General features: G+C 70.8%; 15 protein-coding genes. 5 read left to right on the top strand and 10 right to left on the bottom strand.

What is annotated here, in order from left to right; translation table 11 throughout:
- On the top strand, window positions 1-204 hold a 204-nt coding region (locus tag HKK72_RS17415; protein WP_187235433.1), incomplete at its 5' end, for a CHAT domain-containing protein.
- 53 nt (window positions 205-257) lie between these two features.
- Here the strand turns inward: HKK72_RS17415 and HKK72_RS17410 are convergent.
- The 6 genes from HKK72_RS17410 to HKK72_RS17385 form a co-directional block, all read right to left on the bottom strand.
- Complete coding sequence (locus tag HKK72_RS17410) at window positions 258-1,703, bottom strand: acyl-CoA carboxylase subunit beta (protein WP_187235432.1); 1,446 nt, start codon at window positions 1,701-1,703, stop codon at window positions 258-260.
- 18 nt (window positions 1,704-1,721) lie between these two features.
- The gene (locus tag HKK72_RS17405; RefSeq protein WP_187235431.1) at window positions 1,722-3,056 is read right to left on the bottom strand and encodes a beta-ketoacyl-[acyl-carrier-protein] synthase family protein; all 1,335 of its coding nucleotides are present in this window, start codon (window positions 3,054-3,056) and stop codon (window positions 1,722-1,724) included.
- Between the two features lie 74 nt (window positions 3,057-3,130).
- On the bottom strand, window positions 3,131-3,391 hold the full coding sequence (locus HKK72_RS17400) for an acyl carrier protein (RefSeq protein ID WP_187235430.1): 261 nt from the start codon (window positions 3,389-3,391) through the stop codon (window positions 3,131-3,133).
- 54 nt (window positions 3,392-3,445) lie between these two features.
- Window positions 3,446-4,411, bottom strand: a complete 966-nt coding sequence (locus HKK72_RS17395; protein ID WP_187235429.1) for a beta-ketoacyl-ACP synthase III — start codon at window positions 4,409-4,411, stop codon at window positions 3,446-3,448.
- Window positions 4,412-4,442: 31 nt separating this feature from the next.
- A complete protein-coding gene (locus tag HKK72_RS17390) occupies window positions 4,443-5,411 on the bottom strand; it encodes an ACP S-malonyltransferase (protein ID WP_187235428.1) in 969 nt (322 codons plus the stop codon).
- A 137-nt stretch (window positions 5,412-5,548) separates the two neighbouring features.
- On the bottom strand, window positions 5,549-6,739 hold the full coding sequence (locus HKK72_RS17385; RefSeq protein ID WP_315987304.1) for a helix-turn-helix domain-containing protein: 1,191 nt from the start codon (window positions 6,737-6,739) through the stop codon (window positions 5,549-5,551).
- A gap of 103 nt (window positions 6,740-6,842) precedes the next feature.
- Here HKK72_RS17385 and HKK72_RS17380 point away from each other — a divergent pair, with 103 nt between their 5' ends.
- Complete coding sequence (locus tag HKK72_RS17380) at window positions 6,843-7,865, top strand: PHP domain-containing protein (RefSeq protein WP_315987303.1); 1,023 nt, start codon at window positions 6,843-6,845, stop codon at window positions 7,863-7,865.
- A gap of 208 nt (window positions 7,866-8,073) precedes the next feature.
- Here the strand turns inward: HKK72_RS17380 and HKK72_RS17375 are convergent, their stop codons facing one another.
- Window positions 8,074-8,448, bottom strand: a complete 375-nt coding sequence (locus HKK72_RS17375) for a VOC family protein (protein ID WP_187235426.1) — start codon at window positions 8,446-8,448, stop codon at window positions 8,074-8,076.
- 80 nt (window positions 8,449-8,528) lie between these two features.
- Window positions 8,529-9,233, bottom strand: coding sequence for a helix-turn-helix transcriptional regulator (locus HKK72_RS17370; protein WP_187235425.1), 705 nt, complete (start codon window positions 9,231-9,233; stop codon window positions 8,529-8,531).
- 89 nt (window positions 9,234-9,322) lie between these two features.
- Between HKK72_RS17370 and HKK72_RS17365 the strand changes: the two genes are divergently transcribed.
- The 3 genes from HKK72_RS17365 to HKK72_RS17355 all read left to right on the top strand — a co-directional run bounded on the left by HKK72_RS17365 (window position 9,323) and on the right by HKK72_RS17355 (window position 12,196).
- Entirely contained in the window at window positions 9,323-9,895 is a 573-nt protein-coding gene (locus tag HKK72_RS17365; RefSeq protein ID WP_187235424.1) for a GNAT family N-acetyltransferase, read from the top strand.
- A gap of 74 nt (window positions 9,896-9,969) precedes the next feature.
- Window positions 9,970-10,521, top strand: a complete 552-nt coding sequence (locus tag HKK72_RS17360; RefSeq protein WP_187235423.1) for a hypothetical protein — start codon at window positions 9,970-9,972, stop codon at window positions 10,519-10,521.
- Window positions 10,522-10,783: 262 nt separating this feature from the next.
- Window positions 10,784-12,196: a hypothetical protein gene (locus HKK72_RS17355; protein WP_222720815.1), complete on the top strand. Its 1,413-nt coding sequence runs from the start codon at window positions 10,784-10,786 to the stop codon at window positions 12,194-12,196.
- A gap of 79 nt (window positions 12,197-12,275) precedes the next feature.
- Here HKK72_RS17355 and HKK72_RS17350 read toward each other — a convergent pair whose 3' ends face one another.
- Window positions 12,276-13,301 carry a branched-chain amino acid ABC transporter permease gene (locus HKK72_RS17350; RefSeq protein WP_187235422.1) on the bottom strand — a complete coding sequence of 342 codons (1,026 nt, stop codon included), beginning with the start codon at window positions 13,299-13,301 and terminating at the stop codon, window positions 12,276-12,278.
- Complete coding sequence (locus HKK72_RS17345; RefSeq protein ID WP_187235421.1) at window positions 13,298-14,158, bottom strand: branched-chain amino acid ABC transporter permease; 861 nt, start codon at window positions 14,156-14,158, stop codon at window positions 13,298-13,300. The genes HKK72_RS17350 and HKK72_RS17345 overlap by 4 nt, the downstream gene beginning before the upstream one ends.
- Window positions 14,159-14,160: the final 2 nt, after the last annotated feature.

Raw genomic sequence — 14,160 nt, 5'->3', positions numbered from 1 at the left:
GTCATGGGCATGGTCGGCGTCCTGCTCGACTTCGGCGCCGCCACCGTCGTCGCGAGCGTCACCCCCGTACGCGACGACCAGACCCGCGACTTCATGACGGACTTTCACGGGCGCCTCGCCGCGGGTGTCCCCCCGGCGCGGGCGCTCGCTTCCGTCCCCCGCACTCCGGGAGTCCTCGGATTCGTCTGCTTCGGCGCGGGGTGACGCCCGCGCGGGCACGGGTCACCCCTCGCCGATGGGTCAGAGGGGCCGACGGATCAGAGGGGGATGTTGCCGTGGGCTCCTCTGGCCGGGATGGCATCGGCGATGGCGCGGGCGATGGCGCCACGGGTGCCGGCGGGGGAGATGACCTCGTCGACGACGCCGAGCTCACGGGCCCGGTCGAGACCGCCCGCGATCTTCTCGTGCTCGGCGGCGAGTTCGGTCTCGAGCGCGGGCCGCTCCTCCTCGGGCACCGCGGCCAGCTTGCGGCGGTGCAGGACGCGCACGGCCGCCACCGCGCCCATCACGGCGAGCTCGGCGGTCGGCCAGGCGAAGACCCGGGTGGCCCCGAGCGAACGGGAGTTCATCGCGATGTAGGCGCCGCCGTAGGCCTTGTGGGTGACCAGCGTCACCCGGGGCACGGTGGCCTCGGCGAATGCGTGCAGGAGCTTGGCGCCGCGGCGTACGACCCCGCCGTGCTCCTGGCCGACTCCCGGCAGATAGCCGGGAACGTCCACCAGCACGACCAGCGGCACACCGAACGCGTCGCACATCCGCACGAACCGGGCGGCCTTCTCCGCGGACGTCGCGTCGAGGCACCCGCCTAGCCGCAGCGGGTTGTTGGCGATGAGGCCCACCGTGCGCCCGCCGAGCCGGCCGAGCGCGGTGACGATGTTGGGCGCCCACTTGGGGTGCAGCTCCACAAGCCCATCGGGGTCGTCGACCATGCCCTTGACCAGCGGCTTGACGTTGTAGGCGCGGCGGGTGTTCTCGGGCAGCAGGTCGGAGAAGTCGGCCTCGGTGACCGACTCCGGGCGGAGCCGGCCCTGGTGGCCGAGCAGCAGAGCGATCTTGCGGGCCGATGCGATGGCCTCGGTGTCGTCCTTGGCCACGACGTGCACGACGCCGGACTTCTTCGAGTGCGGCTCGGGGCCGCCGAGCGAGGCCATGTCGATCTCCTCACCGGTGACCGACCGTACGACGTCGGGACCGGTAACGAAGATCTTCCCGCTCTGGGACAGGATGACGATGTCGGTCAGCGCGGGGCCGTAGGCGGCGCCGCCCGCCGCCGCGCCGAGCACGACGGAGATCTGCGGGACCACGCCGGACGCCCGGGTCATCGCGGCGAAGACCAGCCCGACCGCGTGCAGTGACTCGACACCCTCGGCCAGCCGCGCGCCGCCCGAGTGCCAAAGCCCGATGATGGGCAGCCGCTCGCGGACCGCGTGGTCGTAGGCCTGCACTATGGCGTCACAGCCCGCCGTGCCCATCGCCCCGCCCTGGACCCGCGGGTCGCTCGCGAAGGCCACCACCGGCACGCCGTCGATGCGACCGACGGCGGCGAGGGCACCGCTCGTGTCGGTCTCGTCGGTGAGCGGCCGGAGGCTGGCGTCGTCGAAGAGCGCGGAGAGCCGGACCCGAGGGTGACGTGGGTCGAGCGTCTCCTCGGTCGTGGTGCCCGGGACCGCCGGGCCGCGGACGCCGGTATCGAGCACGGTCACGTCAGGTGGCTCCTTACGCTAGACAGCGCGTTGGAATGCGACGGCGACGTTGTGTCCGCCGAAACCGAACGAGTTGTTCAGGGCCGCGATGGGACCGTCAGGAAGCCGGCGCGGCTCACCCTGGGCGATGTCGAGGTCGACCGCGTCGTCTAGGTTCTCCAGGTTCGCGGTGGGAGGTACCACGCCCTCGCGGAGCGCGAGGACGGTGATGAGGGACTCGAGGGCGCCGGCGCCGCCGAGCAGGTGCCCGGTCATGGACTTGGTGCCGGTGATGAGCACCTTCGCGGCGGCCTCCTGCCCGAGCGCGTCCTTGAGGGCGAGGATCTCGGCGACGTCGCCCTGCGGAGTCGAGGTGGCGTGCGCGTTGACGTGCACGATCTGGTCGGGGGTCAGCCTGGAGTTCACCAGCGCCCGGCGGATGGCGGCGGAGGCCCCGGCGCCGGTGGGGTCGGGCTGCACGATGTCGTGGCCGTCGGAGGAGTAGCCGGCGCCCGCGACGATCGCGTAGATCCTCGCGCCGCGCGCCCGGGCGTGCTCCTCGGACTCGAGGATCAGGGTCGCGGCGCCCTCGCCGATGACGAACCCGTCGCGGTTCTTGTCGTAGGGGCGGGACGCGCGTTCGGGCTCGTCGTTACGGGTCGACATGGCCCGCATCGAGGAGAACGCCGCCATGTTGAACGGGTGGATGGTGGCCTCGGTGCCGCCCGCGATGACCACGTCGGCGCGGCCGCTGCGGATCATGTCGATGGCGTAGCCGATGCCCTCGGCGCTGGAGGCGCACGCGCTCACCAGGGCGTGCGCGCCCGCCTTGGCGCCGAACTCGATGCTGACATGCCCCACGGGACCGTTCGGCATCAGCATCGGCACGGTGAACGGGGACACCCGCTTCCAACCGGTCTGCTGGAAGGCGCGGTAGCCGTCCAGCGCGGTGATCAGGCCGCCGATGCCGCTCGACACGACGGCGCCGAGCCGCTCAGGGTCGGGCTCGAAGCCCTCGGACGGCTCGCCGCTCGCCCGCCCCGTGATGTCGCGGGGGGCGAACCCGGCGTCGCGCCAGGCCTCATGCGAGGCGATCAACGCGAACGCCTGGCTGCGGTCGAGGCGGCGCAGCCGGTGCTTGGGCATGACCTCTTCGGGCTCCACCGCGATGGTGGCGGCGAAGCGGGTGGGCAGCTCCTCGATGCCCTCCCAGTCGAGCATGCGCACCCCGGACTTGCCGGCGAGCAGTGCCGACCAGGTCGACGCGACGTCTCCGCCGAGCGGTGTCGTGGCACCGAGACCGGTGACGACGACCGTGCCGCTTCCATAGCCCTGACCGGAACCGGTCCCGGCCGTGGCCTGGCCAATGCTCATGATGCTGTCTCCTCGATCACGCGGGGGATGGGGCGGCGCGCCGCACGCCGTTGGACGGCGCGCCACGACATCGCTCAGGCCTTGTTGACGCCCTGGAGGCCCTGGACGAACGCGATGACGTCCTTGACGGTCTTGAGGTTCCGGAGCTCGTCGTCGGGGATCTCGACATCGAACTTGTCCTGGGCCGCCACCGCGATCTCGACCATCGAGAGCGAGTCGATGTCGAGGTCGTCGATGAAGTTCTTCTCCGGGGTGACCTCGGCCGCGGGAATGCCGACGATCTCCTCGATGATCTCGCCGAGGCCGGTCAAGATCTCCTGTTCGGTGGCTGACATGTTAGGGATTCTCCTCATCTGTGGACGCAGGCCGTTGTGGGTTCGGATGCGGGCCTACGGGATCTGAATGACTTGGGCAGCGTAGGTCAGCCCGGCACCGAACCCGATCAGCAGGGCAGGTGCGCCGGACGGAACGTCCCCACGCTCGATCATGCGGGACAGTGCCATCGGAATCGACGCCGCCGACGTGTTGCCGGCGGTCACGATATCGTTGGCGATCACGGCGTTGGACGCTTTGAGCTTGCGCGCTATCGCCTCGACGATACGCAGGTTGGCCTGGTGCGGAACGAAGGCGGCCAGGTCCTCTGGAGCGATTCCCGCGCGGTCGCAGGCCTCCTTGGCCACCGGGTGCAGTGCGGTCGTCGCCCAGCGGAACACCGCCTGGCCCTCCTGCTGGAGGAACGCCTGCCGATCCGGAACGATGATCTTGTCGTAGTGCTCGCCCGCGCTGCCCCACACGACCGGGCCCACCGCGGGGGTGTCCGAGCCGGTGACGACCGCCGCGCCCGCGCCGTCGGCGAAGATGATGGCGGTCGTACGGTCGGTCCAGTCCACCCACTGGGACAGCTTCTCGGCGCCGATCACCAGCGCGTTGCGCGCGGAACCCGCGCGTACCGAGTCGGACGCGCTGGCGAGCGCGTAGCAGAACCCGGCGCAGGCGGCGTTGACGTCGTAGGCGCCCGGCGCGCTGATGCCGAGATGGTGCGCCACGGAGGCCGAGACGTTCGGGATCGTGGTCTCGGGAGTGCAGGTCGCCACGATCACCAGGTCGATGTCCGTGGCGGCCAGGCCGCTGCCCGCCAGGGCCTTGCCGCCGGCCTGGACGGCCAGGTCGAGCAGGCTCTCGTCCGGGCCGGCGATCCGGCGCTCGGTGATGCCCACGCGGCTGCGGATCCACTCGTCGTCGGTCTCGACCATCTTGGTCAGGTCCGCGTTGGTGACGACCTTGGCCGGCTGGTAGTCGCCGAAGGCGAGGATCCGCGCCCCCGGCGCTCCCGCCGGAAGTGTGAACGTGCTCATGATTCCTCCCCTGGCCTTGCCGATTCACCGGTCAACGTACGCCGCCGTGCTCGGCGATCAGTGCGCGGGCCTTGTCCAGGTCCTCGGGCTTTTTGAGGGCGAGGAGTTCGACACCGCTCAGTTCGCGGCGGGCCAGCCCGACCAGTGTGCCCGACGGGGGGAGCTCGATGATGGCGGTCACGCCGAGATCGGCCATCGCCCGCATGCAGGCGTCCCATCGCACCGGCGAACTGACCTGGTCGACGAGGCGGGAGACGTAGTCGGCCCCCGCGTCGACCACGGCGCCGTCCCGGTTCGACAGCAGCCTGGTGACCGGGTCGGCCACCGGCATGCCCGGCGCGATCCGCCGAAGCGTTTCCACCGCCGGCTCCATGTGCTCGGTGTGAAACGCTCCCGCGACCGACAGCGGCCGTAGCCGCGCCTTGGCCGGCGGCTCATCGGCGAACGCCGCGAGTTGCTCCAGGGTGCCCGCCGCGACGATCTGGCCGGCGCCGTTGATGTTCGCGGGGGTCAGCCCGTGCTTGTCGATCGCGGCGAGGACCTCGCCGGAGTCGCCGCCCAGCACCGCGGTCATGCCCGTGGGCGTCTGCTTCGCCGCCTCGGCCATCGCCCGGCCGCGCTCTCGCACGAAGACGAGGGCCGCCTCGGGTGACAGCACCCCGGCGATCGCGGCGGCCGCCAGCTCGCCGACGCTGTGCCCGGCGACCGCGTCGGGCACCGTACGGCCGGTCGCACCGTCACCGGAGCCCGCGCTCTCACCGGGGCCGGGCCCCACGCCGAGAGCCTCGGCGGCGGCCAGCGCGGCCGCCACGAGGAGCGGCTGTGCGACGGCGGTGTCGCGGATCTCGTCGGCGTCGGCGGCCGTGCCGTGGTGCGCCAGATCCAGTCCGGTCACCGCCGACCACCACGCGATGTGGTCGGCGATGCCCGGCACCTCGAGCCAAGGCTGGAGGAAACCGGGTGTCTGGGCACCCTGACCGGGCGCGGCGATAAGGAGCACGTGTCCAACCCTGCACTGTAGAGGTTCGACACGTAGATGCCGATCTCCACGAAGTTTTACGGGCCTGCTTTGTACGACTCCTACAAGCCCTGTATCTGCGGCGTTTCGGCGGTCGCGTTCAGGTAAAGAGCTCGTCCTCATGCTCCGCCGGGACGGATTTCCGACCGGGCGGCGAACCGGCCGAGGGCCAAGGCGATGCGCAGAGTGAAGGCCGCCCGCCCGTCGGTGGGCACCAGGCCGGTCAGTTCGGTGACCCTGCGCAGCCGGTAGCGCACGGTGTTGGGGTGGACGAAGAGCAGGCGCGCGGTGGCCTCGAGCGACGACCCCTGTTCGAGATAGGTGGTGAGCGTGTCGAGCAGCGGGGCGCCGGCCGCGCACATCGGGTCGTACACCTGGTCCACCAGGTAGCGGCGGGCCTCGTCGTCGCCATCCAGGGCGCGCTCGGGCAGCAGATCCGAGGCCAGCACCGGGCGCGGGGCGTCGGGCCACGCGGTCGCCGCCTGCAGCCCGGCGAGGGCCGCTCGGGCCGACGCCGTCGCGCCGTACAGGTCGGGGACCTGCTGGCCCGCGACCACCGGGCCCGGGCCGCACTTGGCGGCGATCGGCCGGGCCGCTTCGAGCGGATCGTCGGCACCCCCGACGATGGCGATGACCCGGTGGCCCTGCACCCCCGCCAGCACGTCGACGCGGGCCCGCCGGGCGGCCACCTGGATCTGGTCGATGATCGCCTCGGACTCGTCCTCGGGAGTGTGCCCGACGACCACCACGACCGGCTTGGACGACCAGCCGAGCGCCGCCGCCCACGAGTGCAGGCTGTTGTCCACCTCACCCCGCAGCAGCGAGTCGACGATGAGGGCCTCGAGCCGGGCGTCCCATGCGCCGCGCGTCTCGGCGGCGCGTGCGTAGACGGCCGCGGCGCCGAAGGCAACCTCCCGGGTGTAGCGCAGGATCGCCTCGCGCAGCTGCGTCTCACCGCCGGGCGCGGCCAGCTCGTCCAGCCGGGTCTCGACCGTGTCGATGATGACGCGCACCATCTCGACCGTGTGCTGCAGCCGTACGGCGCGCATCAACTCGCGGGGAGCGGTGCCGAACACCTCGCCGGCGATGGCCGGACGGGTCTTCTCGGCGTTCTTGAACCACTCGACGAACGCCGCGATGCCCGCCTGCGCGACCAGCCCGATCCATGAACGGTGCTCCGCCGGCATCCGGCGGAACCAGTGCAGCTGTTCCTCCATCCGGGCCAAGGCGGCAGTGCCGAAGCTGCTCATGGCCTCCTCGAGATGTTTGGTCGTCTGCTCCCTGATCGCCGCATCGCTCGTGCTGTCCACGTACTCAAGAGTGCCACCTCCGGCGTGATGCTCAATGCTCACAGCGACGTTGCGGGCCTGTGGTTTACGTCAAGATCGGTGCGTCAGGGCGTACGGTCTAGGTGTGGATCCGGTAGAGGCGCTGCGCCGCATCGCGTTCCTGCTCGAGCGCGCACTCGAGGCCACGTACCGGGTGCGGACCTTCCGGTCGGCCGCCGACCTGGTGGAGGGGATGCCCCGGGACGAGCTCGCCCGGCGGGTCGAACAGGGCACGCTGACCGAGCTGGCGGGGATAGGAAAGGTGACCGCGCGGGTCATCGAGGAGGCGCTGCGCGGCGAGGTGCCGGTGTACCTGCGGCGGCTGGAGGCGACCGAGGGCACGCCGCTCGAGGAGTCCGCCGCCGCGCTGCGCGCGGCGTTGCGCGGCGACCTGCACACCCACTCGGACTGGAGCGACGGCGGCAGCCCCATCAGGGAGATGGCCGAGACGGCCCGCGACCTCGGCCACGAGTACATCGCGCTCACCGACCACTCGCCCCGGCTGACCGTGGCGAACGGGTTGTCGGCGGAGCGGCTGCGCGAGCAGCTCGACGTGGTCGACCGGCTCAACGCGGAGCTGGCGCCGTTCCGCATCCTCACCGGCATCGAGGTGGACATCCTCGACGACGGCTCGCTGGACCAGGAACCCGAGCTGCTCGACCGGCTCGACGTGGTCGTCGCGAGCGTGCACTCCAAGCTGCGGATGCCGCGTGCGGAGATGACCCGCCGGATGGTGGCCGCGGTGGCCGACCCGAGGGTCGACGTGCTCGGCCACTGTACGGGCCGGATCGTGAAGAGCGGCGGCCGCCGTGGCGGCCTGCGGCCCGAGTCGGAGTTCGACGCCGACCTGGTCTTCGCCGCGTGCGAGGCCTACGACGTCGCGGTCGAGGTCAACTCCCGGCCGGAGCGGCTCGACCCGCCCAAGCGGCTGCTGCGGCTGGCGGTCGAGGCGGGCTGCCGGGTGTCCATCGACTCCGACGCGCACGCCCCCGGCCAGCTGGACTGGCAGCCGTACGGGTGCGAACGCGCGGCGCAGTGCGGCGTGCCGGTCGACCGGGTCGTCAACACGATGACCGCCGACGACCTGCTCGCCTGGACGCGTTCCTGACGCTTGCGCGCATCCACCGCCGCGCCCGCTCTGCCCTGATCACGCAGTTGTTCGTGCGGGCATCCGTACGCCGGAGTGAGAACTCGGCCCAGAGCCGCGGACAACTGCATGATCACCGAGGTGAACGTGACCGGCGGGGGTCGCCGCGATCTCGCAGTCGTCCCCGCGAACAACCGCGAGATCACGGCGGAGGGTAGGGGGCGGGGGATCAGGCGGGCGGGGTGAAGACGCCGAAGCGGTTGCCGGCGGAGTCGCTCAGCTGGGCGAACACCAGCCCGCCCGGGGAGGTCGTCAGCGGCATCAGTACCTTGCCGCCGAGCGACTCGGCCTTGGCCAGGGTGACGGCCACGTCCTCCACCACGACGTAGAACGTCGCGTAGTCGGGGAACCGGCCCATGGAAGCGAAGATCCCACCGCTCGGCCGGTCGGCTCCGGGCGCCGTGACCTCGTAGTACGGCATCTCGCCGCCGTCGGCGCCGCCGAAGGTCCAGTCGAACAGCTCGCCGTAGAACCGCTTGGTCTCCTCCGGCCGTTCCGCGCCGATCTCGAACCAGGCGACGGAGTCGGGCTGATATGTGCTCACGAGGGTTGCTCCCTTGGGGTCGAGTTCGCGTGTGCCCTCTACGTTCGCAACCTCCCGCGACAGCCCTATGTCGGTGTTGGTCAGCCGATCTCCAGCGAGTGCGCGACGAGGTCGGGGATGCTCGGCCCGACGTCCTCGTACTGCCGCGGTGGGGCCGTCTCGTCGAGGAGGGAGGCTCTGCGGATCCGGTCGACGCGGAACCCCCTGGCCTCCTCGCGCAGCCGGCACCAGCCGATGAAGTACCAGTCGCGGGTGCCGGAGACGAACGCGACCGGCTCGACGTCGCGCTGGGTCGTGGCCCCATTGCGGTCGACGTAGTCCAGCCGCACCACCTGACGGGCGGCGACGGCATCCTCGATCACCGTCGGCACGCTGGCCGCCGGGTCGCCGTCGACGGGGCTCAGGATGCGGATCCGCCCCGCGAGGTCCCGCGCCGCCGCGCTGTCGGCGGCCGACATCGCCGCCACTATCTTGTGCATGGCCGTGCGGGCCGAGCGCGCGAACGGCGAACCGCCGGCCCGGTCCAGCGCGATGGCGACGGCGACCGCCTCGGCCGGGGTGAAGTTCAGCGGGGGTAGCGTCATCGTCTTGTCGACGGCGTAACCGCCGTGCCGCCCGGCGTCGGCGTAGATGGGGACGCCGGCCTGCTGCAGCGCGCCGATGTCGCGCTCGATGGTGCGAACGCTCACCTCGAACCGCGCGGCCAGCTCACGCGCCGTGCGGCGGCGCGGCGCACGCGCCCGGAGATCCTCGACGACGGCGTAAAGACGGTCGGTCCGGTTCACGCCCGCGACACTAGACGCCGGTACCGACATTCAGACCGAATCCGGCGGGGCGGATCCTGGTGCGGGCATGTTACCGGCAGTATGGCGGCGTGAAGATCCTGACCACGCAACGCCTCACCCTGGCTCCGTGGCAGCCCTCGCACCTCGATGAGCTGCGCAGGATGGCGGGCGATGAGCGGGTCGTCCGGTTCGTCGGCGACCGCCGGCCATGGAGCGCCGCACTGTCCGAGGCGCGGCACGAAGCCGCACTGGACCACTGGGCCCGCCATGGGTACGGGTGGCGGGCCGCCCTCGACCACCGCACCGGGGAGTTCACCGGCCTGGCCGCGCTCACGCACAGAGAACCGGGCGAGTTCGGGACCGGTGTCGCGGCCATCGAGCTCGGCTGGTGGGTCGAACCGCACGCGTGGGGTCGAGGCCTCGCCACCGAGATCGCATGTGCGGTGCGCGACGAGGCCTTCCTCGACCACCATGCCGAGCTGGTCCTCACCCGCCATCAGGAGGGCAACGCGGCCACGGCCCGGATCATCGCCAAGCTCGGTCTCGTGCACCACCACAGCGCCGAGGACGTGACTCAGGATCACCGGCTGATCCATGTGCACGTCCTCGATCGGACGAGCTTCCTCGCCGCCCGACCGACCTGCGCCTACCGAACCGCCTGAGCACGGGGAAGCGGGGGGCGTTTCCTTCGGGTCCCCTTCGCGGAGAGCGACGACGGAAACGGCATACTCGGCTCGTGGAGCTGACGACGTGGGTGGCCGCCTTCGCTGCGACGGGCCGGATCGGGCCGATCCATGTCGCGGCGGACGCCGCTTCCGTCGAGGCCTTCGGCGCACCGCTGGACGCCGGTGCCATGGCGCGCGGCGGGGGCGGAAGCAGCAGGTCCTGGACGCTCCTCTACGGGGATCTGGAGGTCGTCCTCTGCGGGTGCCGTGAGGTCGCCATGATCAGGGCATCGACCTGGCGCGACATCGCCCGGCTGCCGCATCCGGGCACCGGCGAGCCGCTCCACCTGCCCGGCCGGCCCGCCTACGACGACGTCGTGGCGGCGCTCGATGCGATCGGCTGTACGTGGCGCTTCGACCCTCAGGACGAGTCGGAGGGCCACTGCGCGATCCGGACCGAGCCGGCCTGCGTCGACCTGGCCTTCACCACCGATGAAGGGCCGCGGCCACTGCTGCGGGAGGCGATCGCCGACGGCTACGCGCAGGAGCGCGGGTGCCGGTGCCGTCCGCCGAGCCGGATCGACCGCTCCGCCACCGCCCGACGCCGGACGGGACGGGGATAGCCTCCGGCCGGCCTTCGTCGCCGGCCACTCGGCCGCGTCGATCGGACCATGTGACCGCTAGGCCGCCGCGTCCGCCTGCGGGGGAGCGGTGCTTCCACAGCCGGTGCGATTAGTCGGATTCGGCCGATTTTGCACCATTGACAGCCTTGCCTCCCTCGACTTACCGTTCGAACGGTTCTGCAAGGCAAGACACCGTTCCGTAACACGGAACGGACCACCTCTCCCCTGTAGTCGAGTCAGTACTGGCACCACCCCAGGGAGCATGATGCACAGGAGAGTCATCCCGGCCCGACGGAAGGCCGCGCTCGCGGTCCTGGTGACGTGCGCCTTCGCGGCCACGGCGCTCGGCACCGGCACCGCTGCGAGCGCGGACAAGGACGGCCCGTCACACCGGACGGGTTGGAAACTGCTCTACTCGGAGGACTTCTCCAAGCCGCTGGCCGGAGCCGGCGCCCCATGGATCAGGGACGCCTATGACGACCCCTTCGACACCGTCATGGACGACGCCGGCGAGTGGTACCGCAACGACTACGGGCCGGCCTGGAAGACCGCGCTCGACTCGTTCGCCACGTACCGCAAGGAGTTCCAGGTCGGTAAGGACGGCTGGCTGACCGCCTCGCTGTCGGCGCGTGACTGGAACAAGGACGGCCAGATCGAGGCCCCGCCCTCCATCACCACCAAGAAACTGCGCGGCGGCGGGAGCGTGGCGGAGCTGAACGTGCCCGACCACACCGGCGGCGCCATCTTCCGGCCGACGAACAAGCTGCCGCAGAAGTACCGCGTCGAGTACAAACTGAAGACCCTCGACTTCGGCGGCAAGCGCAACGGGTCCATCGAGTACGACGGCCGGATCAACGGTTACTCCAAGGAGGGCTGCAAGACCCAGCACCCGTGGGGCGAGGGGTCGCGCAGCCCGGGCTGGAACGGCGACGCGTCCTCGCCGTACTGCGACTGGCAGGACGTGCGGGAAGGACCGTACGGCTATAACGGGTTCCACTACATGTCGATCGTCGACTTCGCCGACCCCGCTCCGCGCAACAACCATTTCTGGCACTACCGCCGCAAGGTGCTGATGGACGCGTTCTCCCAGCACCCCGACCGGGTCGGCACCGGCACCGGCGGACGGGTCTGCAACTCCGACACCGGCGAGTACTACAACTACCGGGACAGCAACTTCAACACCGTCAACATGTGGATCAGCGGTCTGCCGAACTGGCGGCCGGGCAAGGGCGGCCTGGCCGGCAACTCCCAGTGGTTCATGTCAAGCTGCTCGGGCGGCGTGGCCGAGCAGCAGCTGTCCTCGGCCGCCGAGCTGCAGCCCGAGCTCATGCCGAACCAGTACTACACCTTCGCCATCGAGCGGGACGCGACCGGCTACACGCTGGAGGCCAGCGGCAACTTCGCCCGCGTCGGCCAGAAGACACTGCGCTTCCACCGGCCCTTCATCGTGGGCAACGCGCCGACCTGGCACTACAACCAGACCCCGGACGAGTACGACGGCCGCTTCAACAACACGCTCGTGCAAAACGACAACAACGGCACCCGGGAGTGGCCCGACCAGTGGCCGGCCGGCTCCGGCTACCCGGACTACTTCGTCATCGGTGACCTCTACACCAACGTGTACGAGGGCAGCGCCAGCCTGACCGACATCCGCCTCTACACACCCAAGAAGTAGCGCCGCACACCCGAGAGGCGGCGCCACCGGCGGTTGAGCCTCTGGAGCAGGGCCGTGGCCGTGCTCCAGAGGCTCATCCTCAGGCTGGGGCGTTGACGTCGGGCGCAGGGGTGGGCGCGGGGTCCTCGTCCCGCGCCTTCGCGCCGCCGGGGTCCTGGCGCTTCGCGCGCGCGGCCAGGAGGTCGCGGGCGGTGCCCCAGATGCCCTTGCGGAACACCATCACGATCACGATGAAGATGGTGCCCGTGACGATGCCGATCTCCTGGAAGCCGGCCGTCGCCAGGTAGTCGTTGAGCTCGACCACCAGGCCCGCGCCGATCACGCCGCCCCAGAGGGTGCCGATGCCGCCGAGCACGACCATCATCACGGCCTGCCCCGAGGTGGTCCAGTAGACCTCCTGGAGCGAGGCGAACCCGTGGCTGATGGCGAACAGCCCACCAGCGAGCCCGGCGAGGAACGCCGACAGCACGAACGACAGCAGCCGGTAGCGGCCGACCGGGTAGCCGAGAGCACGGGCCCGCGCCGGGTTGTCCCGGATGGACACGATCACCCGTCCGAACGGCGACCGTACGATCCGCCAGGCCAGCAGCAGGCCGAGCAGCACGATCGGCAGCCCCAGATAGTAGAAGATGAACGGGTCCGACAGGTCGAGCCCGAACAGCTCACGCGGAATGCCCTGCAGCCCGTTCTCGCCGCCGGTGACGTCGCGCCACTGGTTGGCGATGAAGTAGATCATCTGGGCGAACGCCAGAGTGACCATGGCGAAGTAGATGCCGCTCAGCCTCACCGCGAGGTAGCCGATCGGCACCGCGATCAGCGCCGCGAACAGCGCCCCGCCGAGCACCGCCACCGGGAACGGCAGCCCGGCGTGCACGGCCAGCAGACCGGACACGTACGCCGAGCCGCCCCAGAACGCCGCGTGCCCGAAGGACAGCAGCCCGGTGAACCCGAGCAGCAGGTCCACCGACACCGCGAACAGCGCCCAGCAGGCGATGTCCATCGCGACCGGCGGATAGATCATCCAGGGCAGCGCCAGCGCCAGGACGAGCCCGACGGCCAGCAGCAACCTGCCCCGCGCCGAGCCGGTCAGCAGGCGGACGATCATAGAGCCTCCTCTCGTCCGAACAGACCCGCCGGGCGCCACAGCAGCACGGCCGCCATGAGGATGAACACGAGCGTCTGGGACAGCGCCGGGACGTAGTAGTTGCCCAGCGCCGAGACCAGCCCGATCGCGAACCCGGCGGCCACCGAGCCGAACAGCGACCCGAGCCCGCCGATCACCACGACCGCGAACACCACGATGATCAGGTCCGAGCCCATGAGCGGGTTGACCGCGCGCATCGGCGCGGCGAGCACCCCCGCCAGCCCGGCCAGGGCGATGCCGAAGCCGAAGACGGGGGTCACCCACCGGCCCACGTCGATGCCGAGGGCCCGGGTGAGCTCCGGCCGCTCGGTTGCCGCCCGCACCACCATCCCGACCCTCGTACGGGCCAGCACGAACCACACCACCAGGCACACCAGCACGGAGACGCCGAGCACGAACACCTGGTAGGCCGGGTAGGTGAACAGCCCGAGGTCGATCGAACCTGACAGCGCGGAGGGCCGCGGATACGGCTGGGACTGCACGCCGTACTCGCGCTTCACCAGGTCCTGCAGGATCAGTGCGAGCCCGAACGTGAACAGGAAGTTGTACAGCGGGTCGAGCGGGGTCAGCCGCCGGATGAACAGCCGCTCCAGGACGATTCCGACCACGCCGAGCGCGAGCGGCACCACCACGAGCGCCACCCAGAAGTTCACGCCGTGTGAGTCCAGCAGGACGTACGAGGTGAACGCGCCCAGCATGTAGAAGGCCCCATGGGCGAAGTTGACCACGCCGAGCATGCCGAAGATGACGGACAGGCCCAAGGCGAGCAGCGCATAGAAGGCGCCGCCCACCAGGCCGTTGAAGGCCTGTTGCAGCACAC

The organism is Actinomadura sp. HBU206391, assembly GCF_014323665.1.
In the GTDB taxonomy this organism is placed as follows: Bacteria; Actinomycetota; Actinomycetes; order Streptosporangiales; family Streptosporangiaceae; genus Actinomadura_C.
This window is presented reverse-complemented; position numbering and strand designations above follow the sequence as displayed.